The sequence below is a fragment of the Nonomuraea sp. CA-218870 genome (genome assembly GCF_050936535.1).
GTDB lineage: Bacteria > Actinomycetota > Actinomycetes > Streptosporangiales > Streptosporangiaceae > Nonomuraea > Nonomuraea corallina.
This window is the reverse complement of record NZ_JBNJMN010000001.1, coordinates 3,419,416-3,442,652: the sequence shown is the minus strand read 5'-3', so window position 1 is coordinate 3,442,652 and position 23,237 is coordinate 3,419,416. Positions and strand designations below refer to the sequence as shown.

Annotated in this window: 24 protein-coding genes; 4 read left to right on the top strand and 20 right to left on the bottom strand. The window is 73.4% G+C overall.

What is annotated here, in order from left to right; genetic code table 11:
* The first annotated feature begins 3 nt into the window (after window positions 1–3).
* Genes ACQEUU_RS16675 through ACQEUU_RS16665 form a run of 3 tightly spaced genes read left to right on the top strand, consistent with a single transcriptional unit; the run spans window position 4 to window position 4,705 of the window.
* The gene (locus tag ACQEUU_RS16675) at window positions 4–1,029 is read left to right on the top strand and encodes an AAA family ATPase (protein ID WP_433066666.1); all 1,026 of its coding nucleotides are present in this window, start codon (window positions 4–6) and stop codon (window positions 1,027–1,029) included.
* Entirely contained in the window at window positions 1,026–2,282 is a 1,257-nt protein-coding gene (locus tag ACQEUU_RS16670; RefSeq protein ID WP_433066663.1) for a DUF58 domain-containing protein, read from the top strand. The genes ACQEUU_RS16675 and ACQEUU_RS16670 overlap by 4 nt, the downstream gene beginning before the upstream one ends.
* Window positions 2,282–4,705, top strand: coding sequence for a transglutaminase TgpA family protein (locus tag ACQEUU_RS16665; RefSeq protein ID WP_433066660.1), 2,424 nt, complete (start codon window positions 2,282–2,284; stop codon window positions 4,703–4,705). The genes ACQEUU_RS16670 and ACQEUU_RS16665 overlap by 1 nt, the downstream gene beginning before the upstream one ends.
* 90 nt (window positions 4,706–4,795) lie before the next feature.
* On the opposite strand, the gene ACQEUU_RS16660 is transcribed toward ACQEUU_RS16665, so the two are convergent.
* The 10 genes from ACQEUU_RS16660 to ACQEUU_RS16615 all read right to left on the bottom strand — a co-directional run bounded on the left by ACQEUU_RS16660 (window position 4,796) and on the right by ACQEUU_RS16615 (window position 13,958).
* Window positions 4,796–5,191, bottom strand: a complete 396-nt coding sequence (locus ACQEUU_RS16660) for a DUF3040 domain-containing protein (protein ID WP_148032686.1) — start codon at window positions 5,189–5,191, stop codon at window positions 4,796–4,798.
* 202 nt (window positions 5,192–5,393) lie between these two features.
* The gene (gene dinB / locus ACQEUU_RS16655; protein WP_433066656.1) at window positions 5,394–6,635 is read right to left on the bottom strand and encodes a DNA polymerase IV; all 1,242 of its coding nucleotides are present in this window, start codon (window positions 6,633–6,635) and stop codon (window positions 5,394–5,396) included.
* Window positions 6,636–6,662: 27 nt separating this feature from the next.
* Window positions 6,663–7,388, bottom strand: coding sequence for a methyltransferase domain-containing protein (locus ACQEUU_RS16650; RefSeq protein WP_433066653.1), 726 nt, complete (start codon window positions 7,386–7,388; stop codon window positions 6,663–6,665).
* 139 nt (window positions 7,389–7,527) lie between these two features.
* Window positions 7,528–7,866: an MmcQ/YjbR family DNA-binding protein gene (locus ACQEUU_RS16645; RefSeq protein ID WP_433066650.1), complete on the bottom strand. Its 339-nt coding sequence runs from the start codon at window positions 7,864–7,866 to the stop codon at window positions 7,528–7,530.
* 40 nt (window positions 7,867–7,906) lie between these two features.
* Complete coding sequence (locus tag ACQEUU_RS16640; RefSeq protein ID WP_433066647.1) at window positions 7,907–9,103, bottom strand: MFS transporter; 1,197 nt, start codon at window positions 9,101–9,103, stop codon at window positions 7,907–7,909.
* Window positions 9,104–9,236: 133 nt separating this feature from the next.
* On the bottom strand, window positions 9,237–9,647 hold the full coding sequence (gene nusB / locus ACQEUU_RS16635; RefSeq protein WP_433066645.1) for a transcription antitermination factor NusB: 411 nt from the start codon (window positions 9,645–9,647) through the stop codon (window positions 9,237–9,239).
* Between the two features lies 1 nt (window position 9,648).
* Window positions 9,649–10,209 carry an elongation factor P gene (gene efp / locus ACQEUU_RS16630; RefSeq protein ID WP_433066642.1) on the bottom strand — a complete coding sequence of 187 codons (561 nt, stop codon included), beginning with the start codon at window positions 10,207–10,209 and terminating at the stop codon, window positions 9,649–9,651.
* A 25-nt stretch (window positions 10,210–10,234) separates the two neighbouring features.
* Complete coding sequence (locus ACQEUU_RS16625; RefSeq protein WP_433066639.1) at window positions 10,235–11,272, bottom strand: M24 family metallopeptidase; 1,038 nt, start codon at window positions 11,270–11,272, stop codon at window positions 10,235–10,237.
* Between the two features lie 40 nt (window positions 11,273–11,312).
* Window positions 11,313–12,713, bottom strand: a complete 1,401-nt coding sequence (locus ACQEUU_RS16620; protein ID WP_433066636.1) for a serine/threonine-protein kinase — start codon at window positions 12,711–12,713, stop codon at window positions 11,313–11,315.
* A gap of 204 nt (window positions 12,714–12,917) precedes the next feature.
* Window positions 12,918–13,958, bottom strand: a complete 1,041-nt coding sequence (locus tag ACQEUU_RS16615) for an LLM class F420-dependent oxidoreductase (RefSeq protein WP_433066633.1) — start codon at window positions 13,956–13,958, stop codon at window positions 12,918–12,920.
* Window positions 13,959–14,047: 89 nt separating this feature from the next.
* On the opposite strand from ACQEUU_RS16615, the gene ACQEUU_RS16610 reads away from it, so the two are divergent.
* Window positions 14,048–14,935, top strand: coding sequence for an endonuclease/exonuclease/phosphatase family protein (locus tag ACQEUU_RS16610; protein WP_433066630.1), 888 nt, complete (start codon window positions 14,048–14,050; stop codon window positions 14,933–14,935).
* Window positions 14,936–14,954: 19 nt separating this feature from the next.
* Here ACQEUU_RS16610 and ACQEUU_RS16605 read toward each other — a convergent pair whose 3' ends face one another.
* The 10 genes from ACQEUU_RS16605 to ribD are packed head-to-tail and all read right to left on the bottom strand — an operon-like array spanning window position 14,955 to window position 23,214.
* On the bottom strand, window positions 14,955–15,563 hold the full coding sequence (locus ACQEUU_RS16605; RefSeq protein WP_433066627.1) for a nucleotidyltransferase family protein: 609 nt from the start codon (window positions 15,561–15,563) through the stop codon (window positions 14,955–14,957).
* Window positions 15,564–15,600: 37 nt separating this feature from the next.
* Window positions 15,601–16,698, bottom strand: coding sequence for an XdhC family protein (locus ACQEUU_RS16600; RefSeq protein ID WP_433066624.1), 1,098 nt, complete (start codon window positions 16,696–16,698; stop codon window positions 15,601–15,603).
* Window positions 16,691–17,794 (bottom strand): vWA domain-containing protein, encoded by a 1,104-nt coding sequence (locus ACQEUU_RS16595; RefSeq protein WP_433066621.1) that lies wholly within the window; start codon window positions 17,792–17,794, stop codon window positions 16,691–16,693. The genes ACQEUU_RS16600 and ACQEUU_RS16595 overlap by 8 nt, the downstream gene beginning before the upstream one ends.
* A complete protein-coding gene (locus ACQEUU_RS16590; RefSeq protein WP_433066619.1) occupies window positions 17,787–18,653 on the bottom strand; it encodes an AAA family ATPase in 867 nt (288 codons plus the stop codon). The genes ACQEUU_RS16595 and ACQEUU_RS16590 overlap by 8 nt, the downstream gene beginning before the upstream one ends.
* A gap of 60 nt (window positions 18,654–18,713) precedes the next feature.
* A complete protein-coding gene (locus ACQEUU_RS16585; protein WP_433066616.1) occupies window positions 18,714–19,166 on the bottom strand; it encodes a PH domain-containing protein in 453 nt (150 codons plus the stop codon).
* Window positions 19,167–19,185: 19 nt separating this feature from the next.
* Window positions 19,186–19,656, bottom strand: coding sequence for a 6,7-dimethyl-8-ribityllumazine synthase (ribH, locus tag ACQEUU_RS16580; protein ID WP_433066613.1), 471 nt, complete (start codon window positions 19,654–19,656; stop codon window positions 19,186–19,188).
* Window positions 19,653–20,891, bottom strand: coding sequence for a bifunctional 3,4-dihydroxy-2-butanone-4-phosphate synthase/GTP cyclohydrolase II (locus tag ACQEUU_RS16575; RefSeq protein ID WP_433066610.1), 1,239 nt, complete (start codon window positions 20,889–20,891; stop codon window positions 19,653–19,655). Before ACQEUU_RS16575 ends, ribH begins: the two co-directional genes overlap by 4 nt.
* On the bottom strand, window positions 20,888–21,532 hold the full coding sequence (pnuC, locus tag ACQEUU_RS16570; RefSeq protein ID WP_433066607.1) for a nicotinamide riboside transporter PnuC: 645 nt from the start codon (window positions 21,530–21,532) through the stop codon (window positions 20,888–20,890). The genes ACQEUU_RS16575 and pnuC overlap by 4 nt, the downstream gene beginning before the upstream one ends.
* Complete coding sequence (locus ACQEUU_RS16565) at window positions 21,529–22,119, bottom strand: riboflavin synthase (RefSeq protein WP_433066604.1); 591 nt, start codon at window positions 22,117–22,119, stop codon at window positions 21,529–21,531. Before ACQEUU_RS16565 ends, pnuC begins: the two co-directional genes overlap by 4 nt.
* Complete coding sequence (gene ribD / locus ACQEUU_RS16560) at window positions 22,120–23,214, bottom strand: bifunctional diaminohydroxyphosphoribosylaminopyrimidine deaminase/5-amino-6-(5-phosphoribosylamino)uracil reductase RibD (RefSeq protein ID WP_433066602.1); 1,095 nt, start codon at window positions 23,212–23,214, stop codon at window positions 22,120–22,122.
* Window positions 23,215–23,237: the final 23 nt, after the last annotated feature.

The following is a 23,237-nucleotide window of genomic DNA, read 5'->3' as shown; positions in this document are numbered from 1 at the left end:
GCAATGGCACCCCCGCGCGAGGTGGCCGGCCACACGTCGCATGGAGGCCCGGTGGCAGTAACCCATGACGTCCCTGACCAGCTCGGGGAGCTGGTCACCACCGCTCACCGCATCCGCGAGGCCATCGAATCGGTGATCGAGGGAAAGGGTGACGCCGTCCGTCTCACGCTGACCGTCCTGCTCGCCGAAGGCCACTTGCTGATCGAGGACGTCCCGGGTGTGGGCAAGACGATGCTGGCCAAGGCGCTGGCGCGGTCGATCGACTGCCCGGTGCGGCGCGTGCAGTTCACCCCCGACCTGTTGCCCAGCGACATCACCGGCGTGAGCGCGTACAACCAGCAGACGCGCGAGTTCGAGTTCAAGCCGGGGCCGGTGTTCGCCAACATCGTGGTGGGCGACGAGATCAACCGTGCCTCGCCCAAGACGCAGTCGGCGTTGCTGGAGTGCATGGAAGAACGTCAGGTCACCGTCGACGGGCGCACCTATCAGCTGGACGCCCCGTTCATGGTGATCGCGACCCAGAACCCGATCGAGATGGAAGGCACCTACCCGCTGCCCGAGGCGCAGCGCGACCGGTTCACCGCCCGGGTCGCGATGGGCTACCCGGAGCCGACGGCCGAGCTGGAGATGCTCGACGTGCACGGCGGCACCTCGCCGCTGGACAGGCTGAAGCCGGTGGCCACCACGTCGGAGGTGCGCGCGCTCATCGAGGCGGTGCGCGGGGTGTACGTGTCCCAGCCGGTCAAGAAGTACGCCATCGACCTGGTGGTGGCCACCCGGCACTCCCCCGACCTGCGTCTGGGCGCCTCGCCCCGGTCCACGCTGCAGCTGGTGCGGGCGGCGCGGGCGCACGCGGCGCTGTCGGGCCGCGACTACGTCATCCCGGACGACCTTCAGGAGCTGGCCGTCCCGGTGCTCGCGCACCGGCTGCTGCCCAGCGTGGAGGCCCAGGGCCAGCGGCGGCTGCCCGAGCAGGTGGTGGCCGAGCTCCTCAGGCGCGTCCCGGTGCCGGAGACCCGGGCGTCGTGAGGGCGGGTCTGCGAGCGCTCACCTCCAGGGGACGGTCGTTCCTGGCCGCGGGCGTCGCGGCGCTGGTGATGGCGTTCCTGCTCGGCGAGAACGACCTGTTCAGGATCGGCCTGCTGGTGGCGGCGCTGCCGCTGCTGGCAGCGATGGTGGTGGCGCGCACGCGCTACCGGCTGAGCTGCGCCAGACGGCTGGACCCGGCGAGGGCCGAGGCCGGCGGCGAGGCGACGGTGACGCTGCGCCTGGAGAACGTGACCAGGCTGCCCACCGGCCTGCTGCTGATCGGGGACACGGTCCCGTACACGCTGGGCGTGCGGCCGAGGTTCGTGCTGGACCGGGTGGAGGCGCGCGGGGTCAGGGAGATCGACTACAGGGTGCGCTCCGACCTGCGCGGCCGTTACCCCATCGGGCCGCTGTCGGTGCGCATCGCGGACCCGTTCGGGCTGGTGGAGCTGACCCGCGCGTTCACGATCACCGACACGCTCGTGGTGACGCCGCAGGTGGTGGCGCTGCCGCACGTGCGGTTGTCGGGCGAGTGGACGGGCGGCGGCGACAGCCGCACCCGGAGCGTGGCGGCGGCCGGCGACGACGACGTGGCGCCCCGCGAGTACCGGCAGGGCGACGACCTGCGCCGGGTGCACTGGCGCTCCACGGCTCGGCACGGCGAGCTGATGGTGCGGCGCGAGGAGCAGCAGTGGCAGAGCCGCGGCGCGCTGCTGCTCGACACCCGCAAGTACGCCCATCGCGGCGAGGGCCCGCGCTCGTCGTTCGAGGTGGCCGTCTCGGCCGCGGCCTCGATCGGCGTGCACCTCGCCAGGGAGGGCCTGGGCCTGCGGCTGGTGACCGACCAGGGCCCCGAGCACCTGACCGACACCGGGCTGAGCTGGTCGCTGCTGGACCGGCTCGCGACGGTGCGCGGCTCGTCGGCCCGCTCGCTGGAGATGGGCGTGTCCGCGCTGCGGGCGGGCGGCGGCGACGGCCTCATCGTCGCCGTGCTCGGCGCGCTCGACGCCGACGAGGCCAGGGACCTGGCCAGGCTGAGGCACAGCGGCATCACCGGCGTGGCGGTGCTGCTGGACGTGGACACGTGGAGCGGGCGCGACCCCGAGTCCGGCGACGACTACCGGGCGGTGCAGACCGTGCTGGCCGGGTACGGGTGGCGGATCGTCCGGCTGCCCGCCGGAGTGTCGATCGCGTCCGTGTGGCAGGACGCGGCCGGCAGCGGGCGGTACGCGCTGAGTGGAGGTTCGACTTGATGAGGCTCTCGATCGCCGCCGCGGTGGCGACCTTCTCCTCGGCGATCCTGCTCCACCCGCTGTTCGAGGGCGGGGGCTGGTTCTGGGGCTCGCTCGGCGCCGTCGTGGCGGTCCTGCTGGCGAGCCTGGTCAGCGGCCGGCTGTCGCTGCCGTCGTGGGCCGCGCTGCCGGTGAGCGCGCTGGCGCTGGGGCTCTACCTGAACGTGTCGTTCGCGGCCGAGGAGGCCTGGGCGCTGTTCGTGCCGACCACGGACTCGGTGCTGGAGGTGGCGCGGCTGCTGGCCACCGGCTGGGCCGACATCCAGCGGTACGCGGCGCCGGTCCCCGCGAACGAGGCCATCACGCTGCTGACCACGGGCGGCGTGGGCCTGATCGCGATCGTCGTGGACCTGTTCGCGACCCGGCTGCGCCAGGCGGCGCTGGCCGGGCTGCCGCTGCTGGCGCTGGTCACGGTGCCGGCCACGATCCTGACCGAGCCGCTCAGCTGGCCGGCGTTCGTCATCGCGGCCCTCGGGTTCACCGGCCTGCTCCTCGCGGACGGCCGCGAGCGGGTCGGCCAGTGGGGCCGGGCGGTGCTGGTGCGCCGCACCCGGACCACCTCGGCGGACCTGCGGCCGGGCGCGACCGCCGACACCAGGGGGCTGCGCCTGTCGGGCAAGCGCATCGGGTTCGCCGCGATCGCGGTGGCGGTGACGGTGCCGGCGCTGATGCCCGCCATGGAGCCGGTCTCGTTCTTCACCTTCGGCGTGGGGGGCAGCGGCGCCGGCCGGGGCAACTCGATCAGCATCCCGGACCCGATCGCCAACCTGAAGGGCCGGCTGGAGCTGCCCGAGCCGCGGGTGGTCCTGACGTACGCCAACAGCGACAACACGCCTCGTTACCTGCGCATCTACTCGCTCGACACGTTCGACGGCGACCAGTTCGGCATGACGCAGCCGGAGGGCGCCCCGGAGAACAGGACCGACAACGGCCCGCTGCCGCCACCGCCCGGCCTGGGCGGCGGGGTGCAGCTGAACAACGTCCGGACGTCGATCACCATCAGTGACCAGATCACCAAGCTGTCGTTCCTGCCGCTGCCGTACCCGCCGCGGCAGATCCGCGTCGACGGGGACTGGCGGGCCGACGTCAGCACGCTGATGGTCTTCTCCACCCGCGACGAGGCCGCCGGCCTGGAGTACGAGGTGGCGACGAGTGAGCCGGCGCCCACGGCGCGGGTGCTCGACTCGTCGCCGACCACCCGGCAGGGCATCGACGAGCGCTATCTGGCGCTGCCGGACGACCTGCCGCAGGAGATCACGGATCTGGCGCTGGACGAGACGCGCGGCGCCCGGACGCCCTACCAGGCGGCGGTGCGGCTGCAGCGGTTCTTCACCGACACCGGCGGCTTCGCCTACAGCCTGCGCACCCAGGGTCACAGCAGCTCGGCGCTGGTGGACTTCCTGGTGCGCAGCCGGGCCGGCTACTGCGAGCAGTTCGCCGCCTCGATGGCGGTCCTGGCCCGGGCCGTCGGCATCCCGTCTCGGGTGGCGATCGGCTACACCGGCGGCACGCAGATCGGCGGCCGGTGGACGGTCGGCACGAACGACTCCCACGCCTGGCCGGAGCTGTACTTCGAGGGCGTGGGCTGGCTGCCGTTCGAGCCGACGCCGGCGGGCACGCTCGGCCAGGGCAGCGCCCGGGTGCCCGAGTACACCCAGCCGCAGCCCGAGGCCACGGCCGACCCGAGCTCGCCGACGCCGGACGAGACGACCGGCGGCGACTCGGAGGAGGAGGCGGGCCCGCAGAACCGGCAGAACCTGCGCGAGCTGGACCGGGAGGCGCTGCTGGCCGACGGCGGGCTGCCGCCGGAGGAGTCGACGCCGCTGGCCGCCCAGATCGGCATCGGCGCCGCGGCGGTGCTGCTGGTGCTGCTGATCCCGGCGGCGATCCGGCTGGTCACCAGGAGCCGGCGGATCCGTACGCTGGGCTGGAAGGTGTCGCGTCCGGCGGACGAGGTGACGGCCAAGGTCGTGGCGGGCCGCCACACGGCGGTGGCCGCGGCCTGGGCGGAGCTGGACGACGCGCTGCACGACTACGGGATGGCGCGCGAGCCCAGCGAGACGCCGCGCCGGCTGGCGCGGCGGCTGACCGAGCAGTACGAGTTCCCGGCGGAGGCGGCGGTTGCCGTCACCACGATCGCCTCGGCGGTGGAGCGGGTGCTCTACGCCAGGGAGCCCGGCGAGATCCCGCCGATGGGCGGAGAGCTGCGCACGGTGCGCAGGGCGCTGGCGGCGACCGTGTCACGGGCCCGGCGGGTGCGGGCGGTGCTGCTGCCGCCGTCGACGATGCGGCGGCTGCGACGGCTGGGCGAAGGGGTGCTGGACGGTTTCGACCGTCTGGAGAACATCAGGCTGCGGAGGACGGCAGCGCAGAAGGGCGCGTGAAGCGACCTGAGGGTCAAACGAAGGGTGCGGTCGTCTCCGGGTGAGGAGACGGCCGCACCTCCGTTTCGAGGGACGTCGTCCGGGGGAGGATCAGCGCTCGTCGTGACGACGGCGCCAGCGCTCCTCCATCCGCTCCATGAAGGTGCCCCGGTTGCCCCGGCGAACCTGCTTGCCCTGTGGTGGGGCCCCCTGCGCCGAGGAGTCACCACCGAACCCATTCATACGTTTCCAACTGGACAGGCCCCACAGACACGCGGCGAGCATGACCACGAAACCGCCGACGCCGAGCGGGATCAGGTTGATCACTACGCCGACCATCAGCAGGACGACGCCGAGGACAAAGCCGATGGTGGCTTTGACCAGGCGTCGCTTGTAATGGCTGCGCGGGTCACTGATCCTTACGGTGTTGGCCCACTTCGGGTCCTCGGCGTAGAGGGCCTGCTCGATCTGGTCGAGCAAGCGCTGCTCGTGCTCAGAGAGCGGCACGGCGCCTCCCAAGGACGGCCCCAGGACGGGGAAGACGGCAACGGACGACACGGGGTGTCCGAACCTCGCGGTCGGTTATCCCCAGAATACGAGGCTGTAGACGTAGGCGAAAGCAAACGTCCAAGGCAGACCAAACCGGAGGTGACGTCATGGGTTCATTCTGGGCCATCTTGCACTCCTCCCCCGAAGTCGTGACATCGCCTCACGCCTCCATTTCATCAAGTTTGCCCCGAACTAGCGACGCCGGAAGCACGGCATCGGGACCGAATCTCCGGATCGCCTGATCCATCGCCTGCTCGGCCTCACGCCAGCCACTCTCGCGCTCACCGAGAGTGAGCTGACGGGAGGCCGTCTCCGCCGGCATGAGGCCCTCCATCCTGACGCCCACCAGGCGCAGCCGCACCCGCTCCAGCCCTGCGGCATGGTAGAGGTCACAGGCTGTGGCGTAAATCTCCTGGGCGACATCGGTGGGTTCGGGAAGTGTCCGGGACCGGCTGATCGTGGAGAAATCCGCGCGGCGCAGCTTCACACTCACAGTCCTGCCCACATGGCCGCCCTTACGCATCCTCGCGGCCACTCGCTCGGACAGGCGGAGCAGCTCGCGTCTGATGATCTCGGGATCGTCGATGTCGGCGGCGAAGGTCTCCTCGTTGCCGATGCTCTTGTCGGGGACGTGCGGGCTCACCTGCCGCTCGTCGCGGCCCCACGCCAGCGCCGCCAGGTGGCCGCCGGCGGCCGGGCCGAGCTCGCGCTGGAGGGTGGCGACGGGCACCCGGGCGAGGTCGCCGACGGTGCGGATGCCGAGGCGCACAAGGGCCTGCTCGGTGCGCTCGCCCACGCCCCACAGGGCGGAGACGGGCAGCGGGTGGAGGAACGCCACCACCTCGCCGGGCGGCACCACCAGCAGACCGTCGGGCTTGCACTGCTTGGAGGCCAGCTTGGCGATGAACTTGCTGCCGGCCACGCCCACCGAGCACGTGATGCCGTAGCGGTCGAGCACCTCGGCCCGGATCCGGGCGGCGATCGCGGCGGGCGGGCCCAGCCGGCGCCGGGCGCCGCCGACGTCGAGGAACGCCTCGTCGGAGGCGATGGGCTCGACCAACGGGGTGATCGAGTGGAAGATCTCCATGACGCCCTTGGAGACCTCGGAGTACTTTCCGTGGCTGGGCGAGATGATCGTCGCCCGAGGGCAGAGCCGGCGGGCCCGGCTCATCGGCATGGCCGAGTGGACGCCGAACGCCCTGGCCTCGTAGGTGGCGCTGAGCACCACCCCGCGCCCCGCGGGCGAGCCCACGATCACCGGACGGCCGCGCAGCTCCGGCCGGTCGAGCAGCTCGACGCTGGCGAAGAAGGCGTCCATGTCGACATGGAGGATCGGGCAGTCGCTGTCGTCGGCCCCGGTCCGCGGAGCGGGGCCGATGCCCGTGATCTGCTTGCGTGCCACGCCGCCGATTCTATCCGAACAGGCGTTCTAAGCCGATGGCCTGCGGCCGACGACGTGCAGCTGGGTGGCGATGTCGCGCAGCACCGGATGGGCCGAGGCGGCCTCCTCCAGCGCCACCAGCGCCTCCGCCGCGCCCGGCTCGCCGTCGACGAGCCGGCTGGGCACCAGGTCGGCGAAGACCCGCACGCCGTGCACCGGCCCGGCCACCAGCCCCGCCGCGCCCAGCAGGCCGGTGAGGGTCTCGCCGGTGAAGCGTCGCGGCGTCGGGTCGCGGTCGCCCCAGCTGCCGAGCGGGTCGGACAGCGCGGCCCTGGCCTCGTCGAACTGCCCGGCCAGCGCGCGGTGGATGGCGGCCGCCACCGGGTTGGCGGCGAGCACGCTCACCGCCCCGCCGGGACGCAGCAGCCCGGCCATCGCGGCCAGGGCGCCGACGGGATCCTCCACGTACTCCAGCACACTGTGACAGAGCACCAGGTCGGCGTGGCCGGGGCTGAGCAGCTCACCCAGGTCGACGGCGTCGCCCTGCAGGCCGCGCACCACCACGCCGCGCTCCTTGGCCCGGCGCTCCAGCGCGGCCAGCGAGTCGGGGCTCGGGTCGACCACGGTCACGGTGTGGCCCAGCGCGGCCAGCGGCACCGCGAACCCTCCCGTGCCGCCGCCGGCGTCGACGATGTCGAGCGCCTCGCGCCCGGTCGCGCCGGCCAGCTCCGCCAGCACCGCGCGCAGCGCGTCCCAGACGACGGCGGTGCGCACCGCCGGGGTCCTCGTGACGCCTTCAGCTCGCAACGTGGGCTCGCCTCCCTCTCCTCGTGGCTGCGCTCCAGCCTACGCCGTACGCGCGATCGCCCGCTCCCCGGCGACCAGCGCCTTCCGTACGGGCCATACGGGATCGTCAGGCGTCGAAGGCGGCCACCAGCCGCTTGGGGGCGCGCAGCCGCCACGCGTCGGTGAGCAGCTCGCCCAGCTCCTCCTCGTCCACCTCGGGCAACCGGACCAGCACGACGGCGTAGCCGTCGAAGTGCGGCGTGGTGAAGAACGCCCCGGGCCGCGCGGCGACGAGCTCCAGCTTCTCCTCCTCGCTGGGCACCGGCACCGCGAGCACGCCCCGTTCCTCCCGCATCCTGGCGAACCACTTGCCGCGGACGTAGAACGCGGGCGTGCCGTACATGCTCTTCTCGCCGGTCTCGGGCAGCGTGAGCGCCAGCCTGCGGACGTCGTCTTCGGTGGCCATGTCCCGATCCTCACCCCTCCCGCCCCGCCGGGGCAACCGGTCACGGCGGGTCCCGGAATCGCGGCATGCCCCTGACCAGGAGCAGCGCCGGCGGCACGAGGAGGATGACGGCCGCCGCCGACGCGAGCACCGCCGCCGGTCCGGCGAGGGCGGCCAGCGGCCCGGTCAGCGCCTGCCCGAACGGCATCAGCCCGAAGCCGCACAGCCAGGCGAACGAGCTGATCCGCCCGATCAGCTGCTCGGGGATCTCGCGCTGTAAGGCGACCTCCCAGTGGATCGCGTACGTCTCCACCCCCGCCCCGGCGATCGCGAACGCCAGGAAGATCGTTGCTGGCGAGGGAGAGAGGACCAGCGAGAGGGGCGCCGCGGCGTAGAGGACGATCGCGGTCAGCGCCGCGACCCCGGGGGCGCGCGGCCGCCACGCCATCGTGATCAGACCGCCTGCCAGGCCGCCGGCTCCGTAGCAGGTGAGCGCCAGCCCGTACACGGCGGGCGAGCCGAACGCGGCGGTGGTCACGACCGGCAGCAGGACCTGCGTCGGCGCGATGACGAACATGAGGTTGACCGCGGAGAAGACGAGGATGGCGCGCACCCACGGGAGCCGCCGCGCCTCGGCGACGCCGGCGCGGACGTCCTGGACGAACGAGGCGCTGCGGGCGGGCGCCCGCAGGGGTTCCCCGGCCCGCCAGAGGGTCAGGACCGCGACGGCGAAGATCATCGCGGTGATCCCGTACGCGGCACCGGTGCCGGACAGGGTGATCAGCCCGGCGCCCGCGGCGGGCCCGGCCATGACGCCGGTACGGATCGCGACGCTGACCAGCGACCTGCCGGAGAGGCGCTCGTGGTCGCCGAGCACGCCCTGCAGCAGAGCGTTGAAGGCGGGCCGTACGAACGCCTCGGCCAGCCCTGACAGCAGCACGGCCCCGGCCGCCGCCCAGATCGGGAACGTGCCGGTCACGGCGAGAGCCGCCGCCAGGAGAGCCTGAAGTCCGTAGGCGGCCATCAGGACCCGCTGCCGCGGCAACCGGTCGGCCCACACGCCGCCCACCGGCAGGAACAGCACGAGCGTGACCCCGCGCGCGGCGAGGACCAGGCCGAGCGCGACCGCGTCTCCACCCGCCTGGAGGACGGAGACGGTGATCGCGACGGCGAACATCTGCTCGCCCGCGACCGCGGCCACCTGGGCGGGCAGCAGCAGGCGGAACCGGGGGTTGCCGAACGCGGCGAGGCGGGACACCCGATCAGCCTGGCTCTCGCACGGCGTGGACACCGGGGGGCGTGTTACGCCCAGTGTGAAACGTGGACGAGGCGGCGGACTCGCCGTGCGGAGGAGCCGGTCAGCGGGACGCCGTGACCGGCCCGTACGGGGGCTAGAGCGTCAGGCTGGGCTTGAGCTGCTTGAAGCGGGCCAGCAGCCCGTTGACGAACTGGGGGGACTCGTCGGTGGACAGCTCTCCGGCCAGGTGGACCCACTCGCTGATGACCACGCCTTCGGGGACGTCGGGCATCCACAGCAGCTCGTAGGTGCCGCCGCGCAGGAGGTTGCGGTCGACGGCGGGCATGCGCTCCAGGGTCCAGCCCTCGGAGTAGGTGGTGATCAGCTCGTCGATGCGGGGAAGGTGGCGGGTGACGCCTTCGACGATGGCCGAGGTGTACTCGTTCACCGGGGGGTCCTGCCGCTCCACCCGCTCGGCCAGGATCTTCAGCGGGTCCTCACCGCGGAGTTCGGCTTCGAAGAGGATGTCGAGCGCGCGTCTGCGTGCCTTGCCTCGTGCCGACACCTCAGGCCCGGCCGAGGTACTCGCCGCTGCGGGTGTCGACCTTGACCCGCTCGCCGGTGGTGATGAAGAGCGGCACCTTGATCTCGGCGCCGGTCTCCAGGGTGGCGGGCTTGGTGCCGCCGGTGGAGCGGTCGCCCTGCAGGCCGGGCTCGGTGCTGGCGATGGTGAGCTCGGCCGCGGCGGGCAGGTCGACGTAGAGCGCGGAGCCCTCGTGGAAGGCCACGGTGGCCAGGGTGTTCTCCAGCATGTAGTTGGCGGCGTCGCCGACGGTCTTGGCGGGCACGTTGACCATGTCGTAGGTCTCGGTGTCCATGAACACGAAGTCGTCGCCGTCGCGGTAGGAGTACTGCATCTCGCGCTTGTCGACGTTGGCCACCTCGACCTTGACGCCGGCGTTGAAGGTCTTGTCGACCACCTTGCCGGAGAGCACGTTCTTGAGCTTGGTGCGCACGAACGCGCCGCCCTTGCCCGGCTTGACGTGCTGGAACTCGACAACGGCCCACAGCTCCCCACCGTCGAGCTTCAGCACCATGCCGTTCTTGAGGTCGTTGGTCGTCGCCACTCGTTCTCTCCCGCGTGCGGCCGCTCTAAAGGACGAGCAGCTCCTTGGTCGTCTTGGTGAAAAGTTCCGGCTCGCCCTGCCGGGTCACGAGGGTGTCCTCGATGCGAACACCGCCCCGGCCCGGGAGGTAGATCCCCGGCTCCACGGTGATCGGAACTCGATCCTCAAGTCTACCGGTCCGTGCGGGGCCCAGGAACGGCTCCTCGTGGATCTGGAGCCCGACGCCGTGGCCGAGGCCGTGACGGAAGTGGTCGGCGTGGCCGGCCTCGGCGATGAGGGAGCGGGCGGCGGCGTCCACCTCCTGGGCCGTGGCGCCGGCGGTGACGGCGTGCCGGCCGGCCCGCTGGGCGGCGGCGACGAGGTCGTAGAGGTCGCGCTGCCAGCCGGCGGGCGGGCCGAGGCAGACGGTGCGGGTCATGTCGGCGTGGTAGCCCTGGTAGGCGGCGCCGAAGTCGATGGTGACCAGCTCGCCGGAGCGCAGCTCGCGGTCGGTGGGCGCGTGGTGCGGGATCGCGCCGTTCTCGCCGGCGGCGACGATGGTGTCGAAGGCGGGCTTGGCGGCGCCGAGCTCGATCATGCGGGCTTCCAGGAGGCGGGCCACGTCCCGCTCGGTGACGCCCGGCCTGATGGTGTGCAGCACGTCCGCGAAGGCCTGGTCGGTGATGGCGCAGGCGGTACGGAGGAGCTCCAGCTCGTCGTCGTCCTTGACCGCGCGCAGCCCTTCGACGAGCGGCCCGAGCGGGACGAGCCCGGACCCGAGGCGCTGGTAGGTGGCCACGCTCATGTGCGCCGCCTCGATGCCGACGCCGGGGGCGGCGAGCGCGGCGGCCACGTCGGAGGCCTCGGCGGCCTCGACGTCGAGGCCGCGCGTCTTCTCGATGTAGCGGTTGTCCGTCACCAGCCGGGCCGAGCCGTCGGCCCTGACCAGGACGGCCGCGTTGGAGCTGGTGAGCCCAGTGAGGTAGCGGACGTTGACGGTCGAGGTGACCAGCAGGGCGTCGACCTCGTGGGCGGGCAGCAGGGCCGCGAGCCGGGCCCGCCGGTGTGCGTAGGAGATGGTCACGCGCTTAATGTACGTGGATCTCCGGTTGATCCTCCATCGGCTAGATCTGCCAGTCGTCGAGCCAGTCGGGCAGCGGGCCCGTCGAGGCGATGCCGCCCTCGGCCCGCGCCCTGCGCAGGTCGCGGACGACGTCGGCGACCTGGGACAGGCCGGGCCGCTCCTTGCCCTCGGCGAGCTTGCGCGCGGCCTTCCTGAGCTTGTCCTGGGCCTTTCCGCCCACGCGCGGGTCCATGCCGCCCATGGCCATCTGGCTGCCGATCGCCTCGTCGAACCGGCGCACCCACGTCTCCCAGCCGCCGGGCGGGACGGACCGGCCGACGGTGCCCTTGGGGATGGGCACGTCCGCGGTCGGGCGGAGCTCGGTGGGTTCCTCTTCCGGCTCGGGTTCGGACGTGAGGGTGGGCGTCGGGGTGGGCGTCGGGGTCGGGGCGGGCGAGGGCGGCGTCTGGCCGGTGATCCGCGTGGTCGGGGCGGCGGCGGGCTCCCGGGCGTCGCCGCCCGCCCACACGATCATGCCGACGGTGACCGCGACGATGGCCGCGAGCGCCGCGCCGGCCTGGATGAGCAGGCGCCGGTTCTCCCGGCCTGGCGGGGGCGGGGCGAGCTCGGCCGCCTCGTAGATCGCGGTGTCGCCGGCCCTGGCCGGCGGCGCTCCGGGCGCGGGCGGCGCCGGGGTCACGGCGGCGCGGGGCCTGGCGATGGCGGCCAGGGCGCGGCGCACCGCCTCGCCGCCGGCGGGGCGGGCGGCCGGCGCGGGGTCGAGCATGGCGAGCACCAACCGGTCGAGCTCGGCCGGGACGCCCTGGCGCAGGGCTCCGGGCGGCGCGATCGGCCCGTCCCTGTCGGGCGTCCGGCCGGTGAGCAGCTCGTAGCAGACGGCGCCGAGCCCGTACAGGTCGGCAGGCGGCTGCCCGTCGCCGCCGGCGAGCCGCTCGGGCGCCTGGTAGCGGGGGTCGGCGGCCGCCTGGCCCGGCAGGCCGAAGCCGACGACCTTGAGCACGCCGCTGCCGGCCATGCGGAAGCTGTCGGGCTCGACCCTGCCGTGGACGAGTCCGGCGCGGTGGGCGGCGTCCAGGCCGGCCGCGGCCTGACCGATGAGGTCGCACACCTCGACCACGGTGAGCGGCCCGTGCGCGGCCAGTTCCTCGCCGAGGCTGGGCCCGGTGAGGAACTCCGTCACCAGGAACGGCGCGCCTTCGTGCTCGCCGACGTCCAGCACCATGGCCACGTTGGGATGGATCACCCGGGCCACGGCCTGCGCGTGGCGGCGCAGCGCCTCCCTGGCGTCGGCCCCCACCGCCTCGGCGCCCAGCGTCTTCACGGCCACGGTCCAGTCGGCGCGGGTGTCGTACCCCCGCCACACCTCATCCGCAGGACCGCCGCCGATGCGTTCATCAAGCCGGTACCGCCCGGCGACCAGGGACGGCGTCGCGTCGGACATATCTCCGCCAATACTCAGCAAGCCTCAGTTCCCGATCAACCATAGGCCCCCGTGGAAACGCCCGCCTCCTCCGGCGTGGGAAGGCGGGCGTCCCGGCGACAGGCACGCGGCTCCGGCCGTACGGTGTCCCGCCACGGCGGCGGGCACGCCGGACCGGGCCCGGGGGCGTTGACCGGGCCGTGAGCGGCCGTCAGCGGAAGGGCGTCAGGAGGCGATCTCCTTGATGGTCTCAATCAGGCGGACCCGCTCCTCGTGGGTGCGGCCGAGCGGGGTGACGTTCAGCGTGGTGACGCCGGACTCCTTCATGGCCTGCATCCGGTCGCGCACGAAGCCCTCGTCGCCGACCAGCGACATCAGCTCCAGCAGCTCGCGCGGCACCAGCGCGGCCGCCTCGTCCTTCTTGCCGTCGAGGTAGAGCTCCTGGATCTGCTCGGCCTCCTTCTCGTAGCCGTAGCGCCGCGCCAGGTTGTTGTAGAAGTTCTTGCCCTTGGCGCCCATGCCGCCGATGTAGAGGGCGGCCATCGGCCGGCCGAGGTCCAGCAGGCCCTCGGCGTCGTCGCCGATGTACAGCGACGCCTGCGCGACCACGTCCAGCTCGCCCAGCTCGGGGTCGCGCCTGGCCTTGCCCGCGGCCAGCGCGGCGCCCCACACGTCGGCGGCCTTCTCCGGCACGTAGAAGATCGGCTCCCAGCCCTCGGCGATCTCGGCGGCCAGCTCGACGTTCTTGGGGCCGATGGCGGCCAGCACGATCGGGATGCGGGACCGTACCGGGTGGTTGATGATCTTGAGCGGCTTGCCCAGGCCGGTGCCCTGGTCGGGCGGGAGCGGCAGCGTGTAGTAGCGGCCGTCGTACTGCAGGCGCTCGCGCCGCCACACCTGGCGGCAGATCTCGATGACCTCCCGGGTACGGCCGATCGGCGCGGTGTAGGGCACCCCGTGGAAGCCCTCGATGACCTGCGGGCCGGAGCTGCCCAGGCCCAGGGTGAAGCGGCCGTCGGAGACGTAGTCCAGGCCGGCGGCCGTCATGGCCAGCAGCGCGGGCGTGCGCGAGTAGATCGGCAGGATCCCGGAGGCGATCTGCAGCCGCTCGGTGACGGCCGCGATGTAGCCCATCTGGCTGACCGCGTCGAAGCTGTAGGCCTCGGCGATGAAGACGATGTCGAGCCCGGCCTTCTCGTAGTCGGCCAGCTCGGTCACCGTTTCCTTGAAGCCTCCGGAGTAGCCCAGTGTCATTCCGATACGCATGCCCACTCCCACCACAGAATGATGTTCCGTTCCGATGCCCCAGGTTAGCGCGTCCTCCTCAGGGGCAGCGAGGGGCTACCTTGTCCAGAGTGCTGAAGCGCGTCGTCGTCGCCTTGTCCGCCGTCGTCGCCGTGGTGCTGGCCGGACACCGGTACGTGCCCGCCCTGGGCGGGTTCACGACGGTCGTGGAGAGCCTGCTGCCGTGGCTGGGCCTGGCCGTGCCGGTCCTGCTGGTGTGCGCGGTGCTGGCCCGCTCCCCCACCGCCGCCGGGGCCGTGCTGGCGCCCGCCCTGGTGTGGGGGGTCATGTTCGGGCCGGCGCTGCTGCGCCCGGCGCCCGGCGGGCCGAGCGACCTCGCGGTCGGCACGGTCAACGTGGGCGTGCGCAACGACGCCTCCGGCGAGGCCGTGCGCGCCGTGGCCGAGGACCTCGACCTGCTGGCGGCGCAGGAGCTGACCCCCGGCGGCCCGGCGGCCCGGCAGCTCAACCGGATGTTCGAGCACCGTTACGCGGTGAGCACCGTCGGCCTGTGGAGCCGCTACCCGATCACCAAGAGGCGCCCGCTGGACGTCGGCATGGGCTGGGTGCGGGCGCTGCGCGCGGAGGTGTCCACCCCGAAGGGGGACGTCACCGTGTACGTGATGCACCTGGCCTCGGCGCGGCCCGGCGAGACCACCTCCAGGGACGCCTCGCTGGCGCAGGCGCGCAAGCTGATCGACCGCGACGACAGCAAGCGGATCCTGCTGCTGGGCGACCTCAACACCGCCACGACCGACCGGGGCATGCGCGGGCTGACGCCGCCGCTGGCCGACGCGCAGGCCGTGGCGGGCAGCGGGTTCGGGTTCACCTGGCCGGCCGGCTTCCCGGTGACGCGGCCGGACCACATCCTGTTCCGCGGGATGCTGGCCACCCGGGCCGGGGTGGCCCCGGCGACCGGCAGCGACCACCGGGCCGCCACCGCCGCGTTCCGTCTCTGACCGGTCCTCCTCCGCCGCCTCACTCGGCGTCCGAGCGGGCCTCCAGCAGGGCCTCCATGCGGGCCTCCATGCGGGCCTCCATGCGGGCCAGGTCGGCGGGGGTGTCGATGTCGGCGGGGTCGCCGGCGCACGGCACCTCGGTCACCAGTTCGGGGTGGGCGGCCAGGAACGGCCGGGCCCCGACGTCGCCGCGGGCCAGGGCGGCGACCTCGGCGAAGTGGCGGCGGCCGATCAGCACCGGGTTCCTGCGCCGGCCGTCGTAGGTGGCGACCGCCACGGAGGCGCCGGAATCGATCAGGGCGCGCACCGCCTCGGGCCGCACCAGTGGCTGGTCCACGAGCGCGATCACCACGGCCCGCGTCCCGGCGGGCAGCGCCTCCAGCCCCACCCGCAGCGAGGACCCCATGCCGGAGCGCCAGTCGGGGTTGCGCACGGTCACCGCCCGACGCACCTGGACGGTCGCGGCACCCAGCACCACCACGACCGGGTGGCAGCCGCCCTCCTCCAGCAGCCGCACCCCCCGGTCGACCAGCCGCTCCCCCGCCAGCTCCAGCAGCGCCTTGGGCCTGCCCAGCCGGGCGCCCTCGCCCGCGGCGAGCAGCAGCCCGGCCACCCCGCTCCCCTTCATGACCGGTCTCCTACCCGTCTTCTCTCCGTCGTGTTGCCTATCCGTCGTGGTGGATGCGGCCCCGGGTGGTCGACAGCGGCCGGCCGGACCCGCCCCAGCGGAGCTGGATCAGCTCGGCGGCGATGGACACGGCCGTCTCCTCCGGGGTGCGCGCCCCCAGGTCCAGCCCGATGGGCGAGCGCAGCCGGGCCAGCTCCGCGTCGGTCAGCCCGGCCTCGCGCAGCCGGTCCAGCCGGTCCTCGTGGGTGCGGCGCGAGCCCATGGCCCCCACGTAGCCGGCGGACGTGCGCAGCGCCACCTCCAGCAGCGGCACGTCGAACTTGGGATCGTGGGTGAGCACGCAGATCACCGTGCGCTCGTCCACCGGGACGGACGCCAGATAGTCGTGCGGCCACTTGACCACGACCTCGTCGGCGTCCGGGAAGCGCTTGGCGGTGGCGAAGACCGGCCGGGCGTCGCACACGGTGACGTGGTAGCCGAGGAACTTGCCCACCCGGGCGACGGCCGCGGCGAAGTCGATCGCGCCGAACACCAGCATGCGCGGCGGCGGCGCGAACGAGTGGACGAACACCCCCAGGTCGTCCAGCCGCCGCTCGCCCTCGCCGCCGTAGTGGCGGATGCCCGTCAGCCCTTGGGCGAGCATGCCGCGCGCGTCGTCGTCGACGGCGTCGTCGAGGCGGCGCGGGCCGAGCGAGCCGGTGGAGCGGTCTGGCCAGACGATCCGGCGCGCGCCCAGCCGGCCGGGGCCGGAGACGATCGTGGCCACGGCCACCGGCTCACGCGCCTCGATCGAGGCGGCCACGTCTCCCAGTTCAGGGAACGTCTCCCGGGAGACCGGCTCGACGAAGACGTCGATGATGCCGCCGCACGTGAGCCCGACGGCGAACGCGTCGTCGTCGCTGACCCCGTACCGCTGCAGGACGGCACGGCCGGTCCCGGCGGCCTCGGTGGCGAGCTCGAACACCGCGCCCTCGACGCACCCGCCCGACACGCTGCCCACCACCTCCTCGCCGCGCACGGCCATGGCGGCGCCGGGCGGCCGGGGGGCGCTGCTGAAGGTGCCGACCACTGTCGCGAGCCCGAACCGGGCGCCCGACGTCCACCAGCGCATGATCTCGGGGAGCACGTCACGCATGGGCGAGCCTTTCGGTGAGTTCCTCGTAGGCGGCCAGGCTGTGCCCGGCCACCAGGGCGTCGAGGTACGGCAGCGCGGCCCGCATGCCGCCGGTGAGCGGCTGGTAGTCCTCGTAGCCCTTGTGCGGGTTGACCCAGAGCACCCGGTGCGCCTGCCGGGCCAGCCGGGCCATCTGGGCGCGCAGCAGCTCCGGGTCGCCGCGTTCCCAGCCGTCGGAGGCGATGACCGCGATCGCGCCGCGCGCGCTGTGGCGGGACAGGAACTCCTTCAGCTCCTCCCCCAGCCGGGTGCCGCCGCTCCAGTCGGGGATGGCGCGCGACACCTCGTCCAGCGCGGTGCCGGGGTCGCGGTGGCGCAGCCCGGCGGTCAGGGCGGTGAGCCGGGTGCCGACCGAGAAGACCCGGGTGGCGCGCGGCTCGCTGCGCACCAGGGCGTGGGCGAAGCGCAGCAGGGTCTCGGCGTAGGGCGACATGGAGCCGCTGACGTCGACGAAGAGCACGACGCGGCGTGGCCTGGTGGTGTGCCGCCGGCGCCGCAGCATGGCCACCTCGCCCTTCTTGAGCGCGTCACGGACGGTGCGGCGCCGGTCGAGCGCGCCGCGGTGGGCGCTCTCGTACCGGCGGGAGCGGCGTCGCGCCCGCCCGGCCCGCAGCATGGCGAGCATCCGGTGCACCTCGGCGCGCTCGGCCTCGGTGAGCCGGGCGACGTCGCGGTGGCGCAGGACCTCGGTGCGGCTGGCGGTGGCGGGCGCCGCCTCGCCGTCGCGCTCGCCCTCGGCGCTGTCGGCGACCGTGGCGGTGTAGCGGTGGACGGAGGCGGTGGCGGCCGGGCCGGCGACGGCCTTGGCCCCGCCGAAGTAGGCGTGGAAGCAGCGGTCGTAGCGGGGCAGGTCGTCGGGGCCGGCGCAGAGGGTGAGGCGGCCCGCCCAGTAGACGTCGCCGGGGACGCCGGCGTCGAGGTGTTCGAGCGCGCGCAGGAAGCCCTGCGCGCGCTCGTGGTCGGCCGCGACCCCGGCCGCCCGCAGGGTACGGACGAACCCGGTCATGGTGGCGACCGGCGGGGACACGCCGGGCTTGTCCGGAGCGGGCTCAGTCACGGCGGAGCAGTCCGTTGCCCAGGACGTGTTCGACGTCCTCGCGGTACTTCAGGGCGGCGCCGAGCGTGGCGGCCGCCCGGTCCGGGTCGAGCTCCTGGGCGCCGAGCGTGAGCAGCGCCTCGGTCCAGTCGAGCGTCTCGGCGATGCCCGGCGGCTTGACCAGGTCGGCCCGGCGCAGCCGGTCGGCGGCCTCGGCGACCTGCCGCGCCAGCGTCTCGGTGCAGGCGGGCTGGCGGCGCAGCAGGATGGCCACCTCCCGGTCGAAGCTCGGGTGCTCCAGCCAGTGGTAGAGGCAGCGCCGCTTGAGCGCGTCGTGCACCTCGCGGGTCCGGTTGGAGGTGACCACGACGACCGGCGGCGTCTCGGCCCTGATCGTGCCGAGCTCCGGGATGGAGATGGTGAAGTCGGAGAGCACCTCCAGCAGGAACGCCTCGAACTCGTCGTCGGCCCGGTCGATCTCGTCCACCAGCAGCACGCTGGGCTGCGTCTCCAGCGCCTTCAGCAGCGGGCGGGCGAGGAGGAAGCGCCGCTCGTAGATCTCCCCTTCGAGCCGCCGGGGGTCGGTCACCCCCGCGGCCTCTGCCGCCTTGAGGTGGAGGAGCTGCCGGGCGAAGTCCCAGTCGTACAGGGCCTGCGCGGCGTCGAGCCCCTCGTAGCACTGCAGCCGGATCAGGGGCGCCCCGAGCAGCCCGGCCAGGGTCTTGGCCAGCTCGGTCTTCCCGACGCCTGCCTCGCCTTCCAGGAAGAGCGGGCGCCGCATCCGCAGCGCCAGGAACACGGCCGTGGCCAGTCCGTCGTCGGCCAGATACGCATGCCGGTCGAGGAGCTCGATGAGCTTTTCCGGCGACTCGATGTCCATCGCCCTCATTGTCCGCCGTGTCGGGCTTTCCGGCTACGGGTCAGCGCGCTTTCCTGATATTCAGTCTTCGCGGGCCTCGCCGCGCTCGTGGATGAGGGCGGTGAGCTCGGCGATGGCGCGGCGCGCGGCGGGCTTCTCGGAGCCCTGGATGCCCATGGCGCCGATGGTCCGCCCGTCGGAGAAGTCGATCCGGGGCCACGGGTCGCCCTGCGTGAAGGTGACGTCGATGACCTCGGGCCAGGTGTAGCGGTGGGTGCGGGCGGCGTTGACCAGGGTGACGCCCTCCTCGTCGGCCTCCACCCTGACCCGGCCGAGCAGGTGGAGCACGTACGCCACCGCGCCGCCGAAGGCCACGATCGCGATGCGGTCGGGCAGCTGGAACGGCGGGGCGATGAGGATCGCCATCACCACGGCGCCGATCACGATCAGTGCGGCGAAGGTGTAGGCGACGATCCTCCCCCGGCGCGGACGCCAGGTCACGGGCAACGGGGGAGGAGTCACGGGCTCGGGCACGAGGCGAATCTATCGCAGGTCAGGCGAGGGTCCGCAGCAGGAGTGCGGTCTCCAGCGCGGCCATCGCGGACTCGTACCCCTTGTCCTCCTTGCTGTCCGGCCGGCCCGAGCGGTCCAGCGCCTGGTCGAGGGTCTCGCAGGTGAGCACGCCGTTGCCGACGGGGGTGCGCTCGTCGAGCGAGACCCGGGTCAGCCCGGCGGTGACCGAGTCGCACACGTAGTCGAAGTGGGCCGTCTCACCGCGGATGACCGCGCCCAGCGCCACCACCGCGTCGCAGCGGCGGGCCAGCGCCTGGGCGACCACCGGGAGCTCCAGCGAGCCGGGCACCCGGACCACGGTGGCGGTGGCGCCCGCGTCCTCGCAGGCGCGCACCGCGCGGTCCACCAGCCGGTCGGTGATGTCGGCGTGCCAGCTCGCGGCCACCACGCCGACGGTCAGCCCGGACGCGTCGGGCACCGCGGTGATCGCGGGACGTCCGTCGCCGCTCATGACGCCTCCTGGATGTCGCCGATGGCGCCCTCGATCTCATGGCCCAGCCGGTCGCGCTTGGCCTGGAGGTAGCGGGCGTTGTACGGGTTCACCGCGACCGGCATCGGCTCGCGGCCGAGCACCTTGATGCCGTAGCCGTCCATGCCGGTGAGCTTGACCGGGTTGTTGGTGAGCAGCCGCACGCTCTTGACGCCCAGGTCGGCGAGGATCTGGGCGGCGTTGGAGAACTCGCGGGCGTCGACCGGCAGCCCCAGCTCCAGGTTGGCGTCGACGGTGTCGACGCCGGCGTCCTGGAGGCTGTAGGCGCGCAGCTTGGCCAGCAGCCCGATGCCGCGCCCCTCGTGACCGCGCAGGTAGACGATCACGCCGCGGCCCTCGGCGGCGACGGCCGCCATGGCGTGGTCGAGCTGCACCCCGCAGTCGCAGCGCAGCGAGCCGAACACGTCGCCGGTCAGGCACTCGGAGTGGGCGCGGACCAGCACGTTCTCGCCGTCGGCGAGGTCGCCGAGCACGAGCGCGACGTGCTCGCCGCCGTCGAGCGCGCTGGAGTAGCCGTACGCCCGCCACTTTCCGTGAACGTTGGGCAGGTTGGTCTCGGCGACCCGGGTGACCATGCTCTCGGTGCGCCGCCGGTAGTCGGCGAGCTGCTCGATGGAGATGAGCGCCAGGCCGTGCTCGTCGGCGAAGGCGCGCAGCTCGGGCAGCCGGGCCATGGTGCCGTCGTCGTTGACCACCTCGGCCAGCACCCCGGCGGGGCTGAGCCCGGCGAGCCTGGCCAGGTCGACGGCGGCCTCGGTGTGGCCGCGCCGGGCCAGCACGCCGCCCTCGTGGTAGCGCAGCGGGAAGACGTGGCCGGGCCGCACCAGCTCGTACGGCTCGGTCGCGGAGTCGGCGAGCGCCCGGATGGTTCTGGCCCGGTCGGCCGCCGAGATGCCGGTGGTGACGCCGTCGCGGGCGTCCACGCTGATCGTGTACGCGGTGCGCAGCCGTTCCCTGTTGTGGTGGACCATGAGCGGCAGGCCGAGCCGGTCGAGCTCGCGGCCCTCCATCGGCACGCAGATCACGCCGCTGGTGTGCCGGATGGTGAACGTGAGCAGCTCGGGCGTGGCCCGGGCGGCGGCGAAGATGATGTCGCCCTCGTTCTCGCGGTTCTCGTCGTCGACGACCACGACGGGCCGGCCGGCGGCGATGTCCTCGACGGCCCGCTCGACCGGGTCGAAGATGCCCCCGGTCATGACGCCACCGCCAGACTTGCGGTGGCGGCGCGGTACTCGCGCAGCCACTTGACGAACCCGACCAGCACCATCACGAAGAAGATCGCGTACACCGCGCCGGAGACGTACAGCCCTGAGCTGAAGGCGACCGGAACGCCCACCAGGTCGACGGCCACCCAGACGATCCAGAAGTCGACGAGCGCCCGCCCCTGCGCCCAGGTGGCGACCGCGCCGCCGACGAAGATGTAGGCGTCGGCGGCCACCACGGCCAGCGGCGCGTCCGGGTACCACGACAGGTCGAACGTCTTGAACAGGGCCGTCACCACGATCGTGCCGACCACCGCCGCGGCGATCAGGGTCAGCCGCTCGCGCCCGGTCGCGGGCCGGACGACCAGCTCGTGCCGCTGGGTGCCCTGGCGCCACTTCCACCAGCCGTAGATCGCCAGGAGGCCGAACAGGGCCTGCTTGAGCGCGTTGCCGGTGACGTGCGCGCTGATCGAGGCGGCGAAGAGCAGGACGGCGCCGGTGAACTGCACCGGCCACGTCCAGATGGACTTGCGCATGGCGAGCACCACGGTCGCCAGCGCGCAGATGTTGCCGATCAGGTCGGTCCACCTCACCGGCAGGCCGAAGATCTCGATCGATGCGTCCGCCCAGCTCATCGGGCGCCCACCAGCCTCTCCACGTACTTCGCGATCACGTCCACCTCGAGGTTCACCAGGTCGCCCACCCTGCGGTCGCCCAGGGTGGTGAGCTTGAGCGTGGTCGGGATGAGGCTCACGCCGAAGCTTCCTTGGTCAACAGTCGTCACGGTCAGGCTGATTCCGTCGACGGCGATCGAACCCTTCTCGGCGACGTACCTGCTCAGCGACGCCGGCAGGGTGAAGCGCAGGTCGTCCCACGTGTCGCCGGGCCGCCTGGACAGCAGCTCGGCGGTGCCGTCGACGTGGCCCTGCACGATGTGGCCGCCGAGCCGCTGGTCGGCCCGGACCGCGCGTTCGAGGTTGACCTCCGCGCCCCGCGACAGGGCGCCCAGCGAGCTGCGGTCGAGCGACTCCTTCATGACGTCCACGGTGAAGACGTCGCCGAGCACGTCGACGACGGTCAGGCAGACGCCGTTGACCGCGATCGAGTCGCCGTGCCGGGCGTCGGAGGTGACCACCGGGCCGCGCACCGACAGCGTGGCCCCGCCGCCGGCCGGCTCGACCGCGACGACCTCGCCCTTCTCCTCGATGATTCCGGTGAACATTCATCTCTCCCTGGAGGGTTGCGGGGGCGCGGGGCGTGCGACGAGCCGCACGTCCGGCCCGATGGGGGAAACCTCGTCGAAGATCAGGCGGTGCGCCTCGCTGATGGTGCGCACCCCCGCCTCGCCCAGCGCGGCGGGGCCGGCGCCGAGGAAGGCGGGCGCCACGTAGGCGACGACCCGGTCGACCAGCCCTTCGGCCAGGAACGCCCCGGCCAGCGTGGGACCGCCCTCCAGGAACACGCTGACCACCTCGCGGGCGGCGAGCTCCTTGAGCAGGGCGCGCAGGTCCAGGCCGCGTCGCGCGCGGGGCACCCGCAGCAGGTCGGCGCGCAGGGACGTGACGGTGCCGTCGGCGACGGCGACGAGCGTGGGGGCGGCGCCGTCGAGCACCCGCGCGGTGGCCGGGGTCCTGGCGTCCGGGTCGACCACCACGCGCAGCGGGCGGCCCTCGGTCAGGGCGGGCCTGGCGGTGAGCCTGGGGTCGTCGGCCAGCACGGTGCCGATGCCGGCCACGATCGCGTCGCTGCGGGCGCGCAGCCGGTGGACGTCGGCCCTGGCCTCTGGCGAGGTGATCCACTGGCTGGTGCCGTCGGCGGCGGCCGAGCGGCCGTCGAGGGTGGCGGCGAGCTTCCAGGTCACGTGCGGGCGGCCGAGCCTGGCGCAGGTCAGCCACTCGGCGTTGACCCGCTCCGCCTCCTCGGCCAGCACGCCCCCCGTCACCTCGACGCCGGCCGCGCGCAGCCGCCCGGCGCCTCCTGAGGCCTTCGGGTTGGGGTCGGCCACCGCGTAGACGACGCGGGCCACGCCCGCCCGCAGCAGGGCGCGGCTGCACGGCCCGGTCCTGCCGGTGTGGTCGCAGGGTTCGAGGGTGACGTAGGCGGTGCCGCCGCGGGCCCGCTCGCCCGCCTCGCGCAGCGCCGCCGCCTCGGCGTGCGGGCCTCCCGCGTACGGGTGGAACCCCTCCCCCGCCACGGCGCCCGCGGCGTCGAGCAGCACGCAGCCGACGACGGGGTTGGGGCTGGTATGACCGTGACCGCGCGCGGCCAGCTCGACGGCGCGCGTCATGTGGACGACGTCCTGCGGGGAACCCGCCACCGGGGGCCTCCTACTCGCCAGTA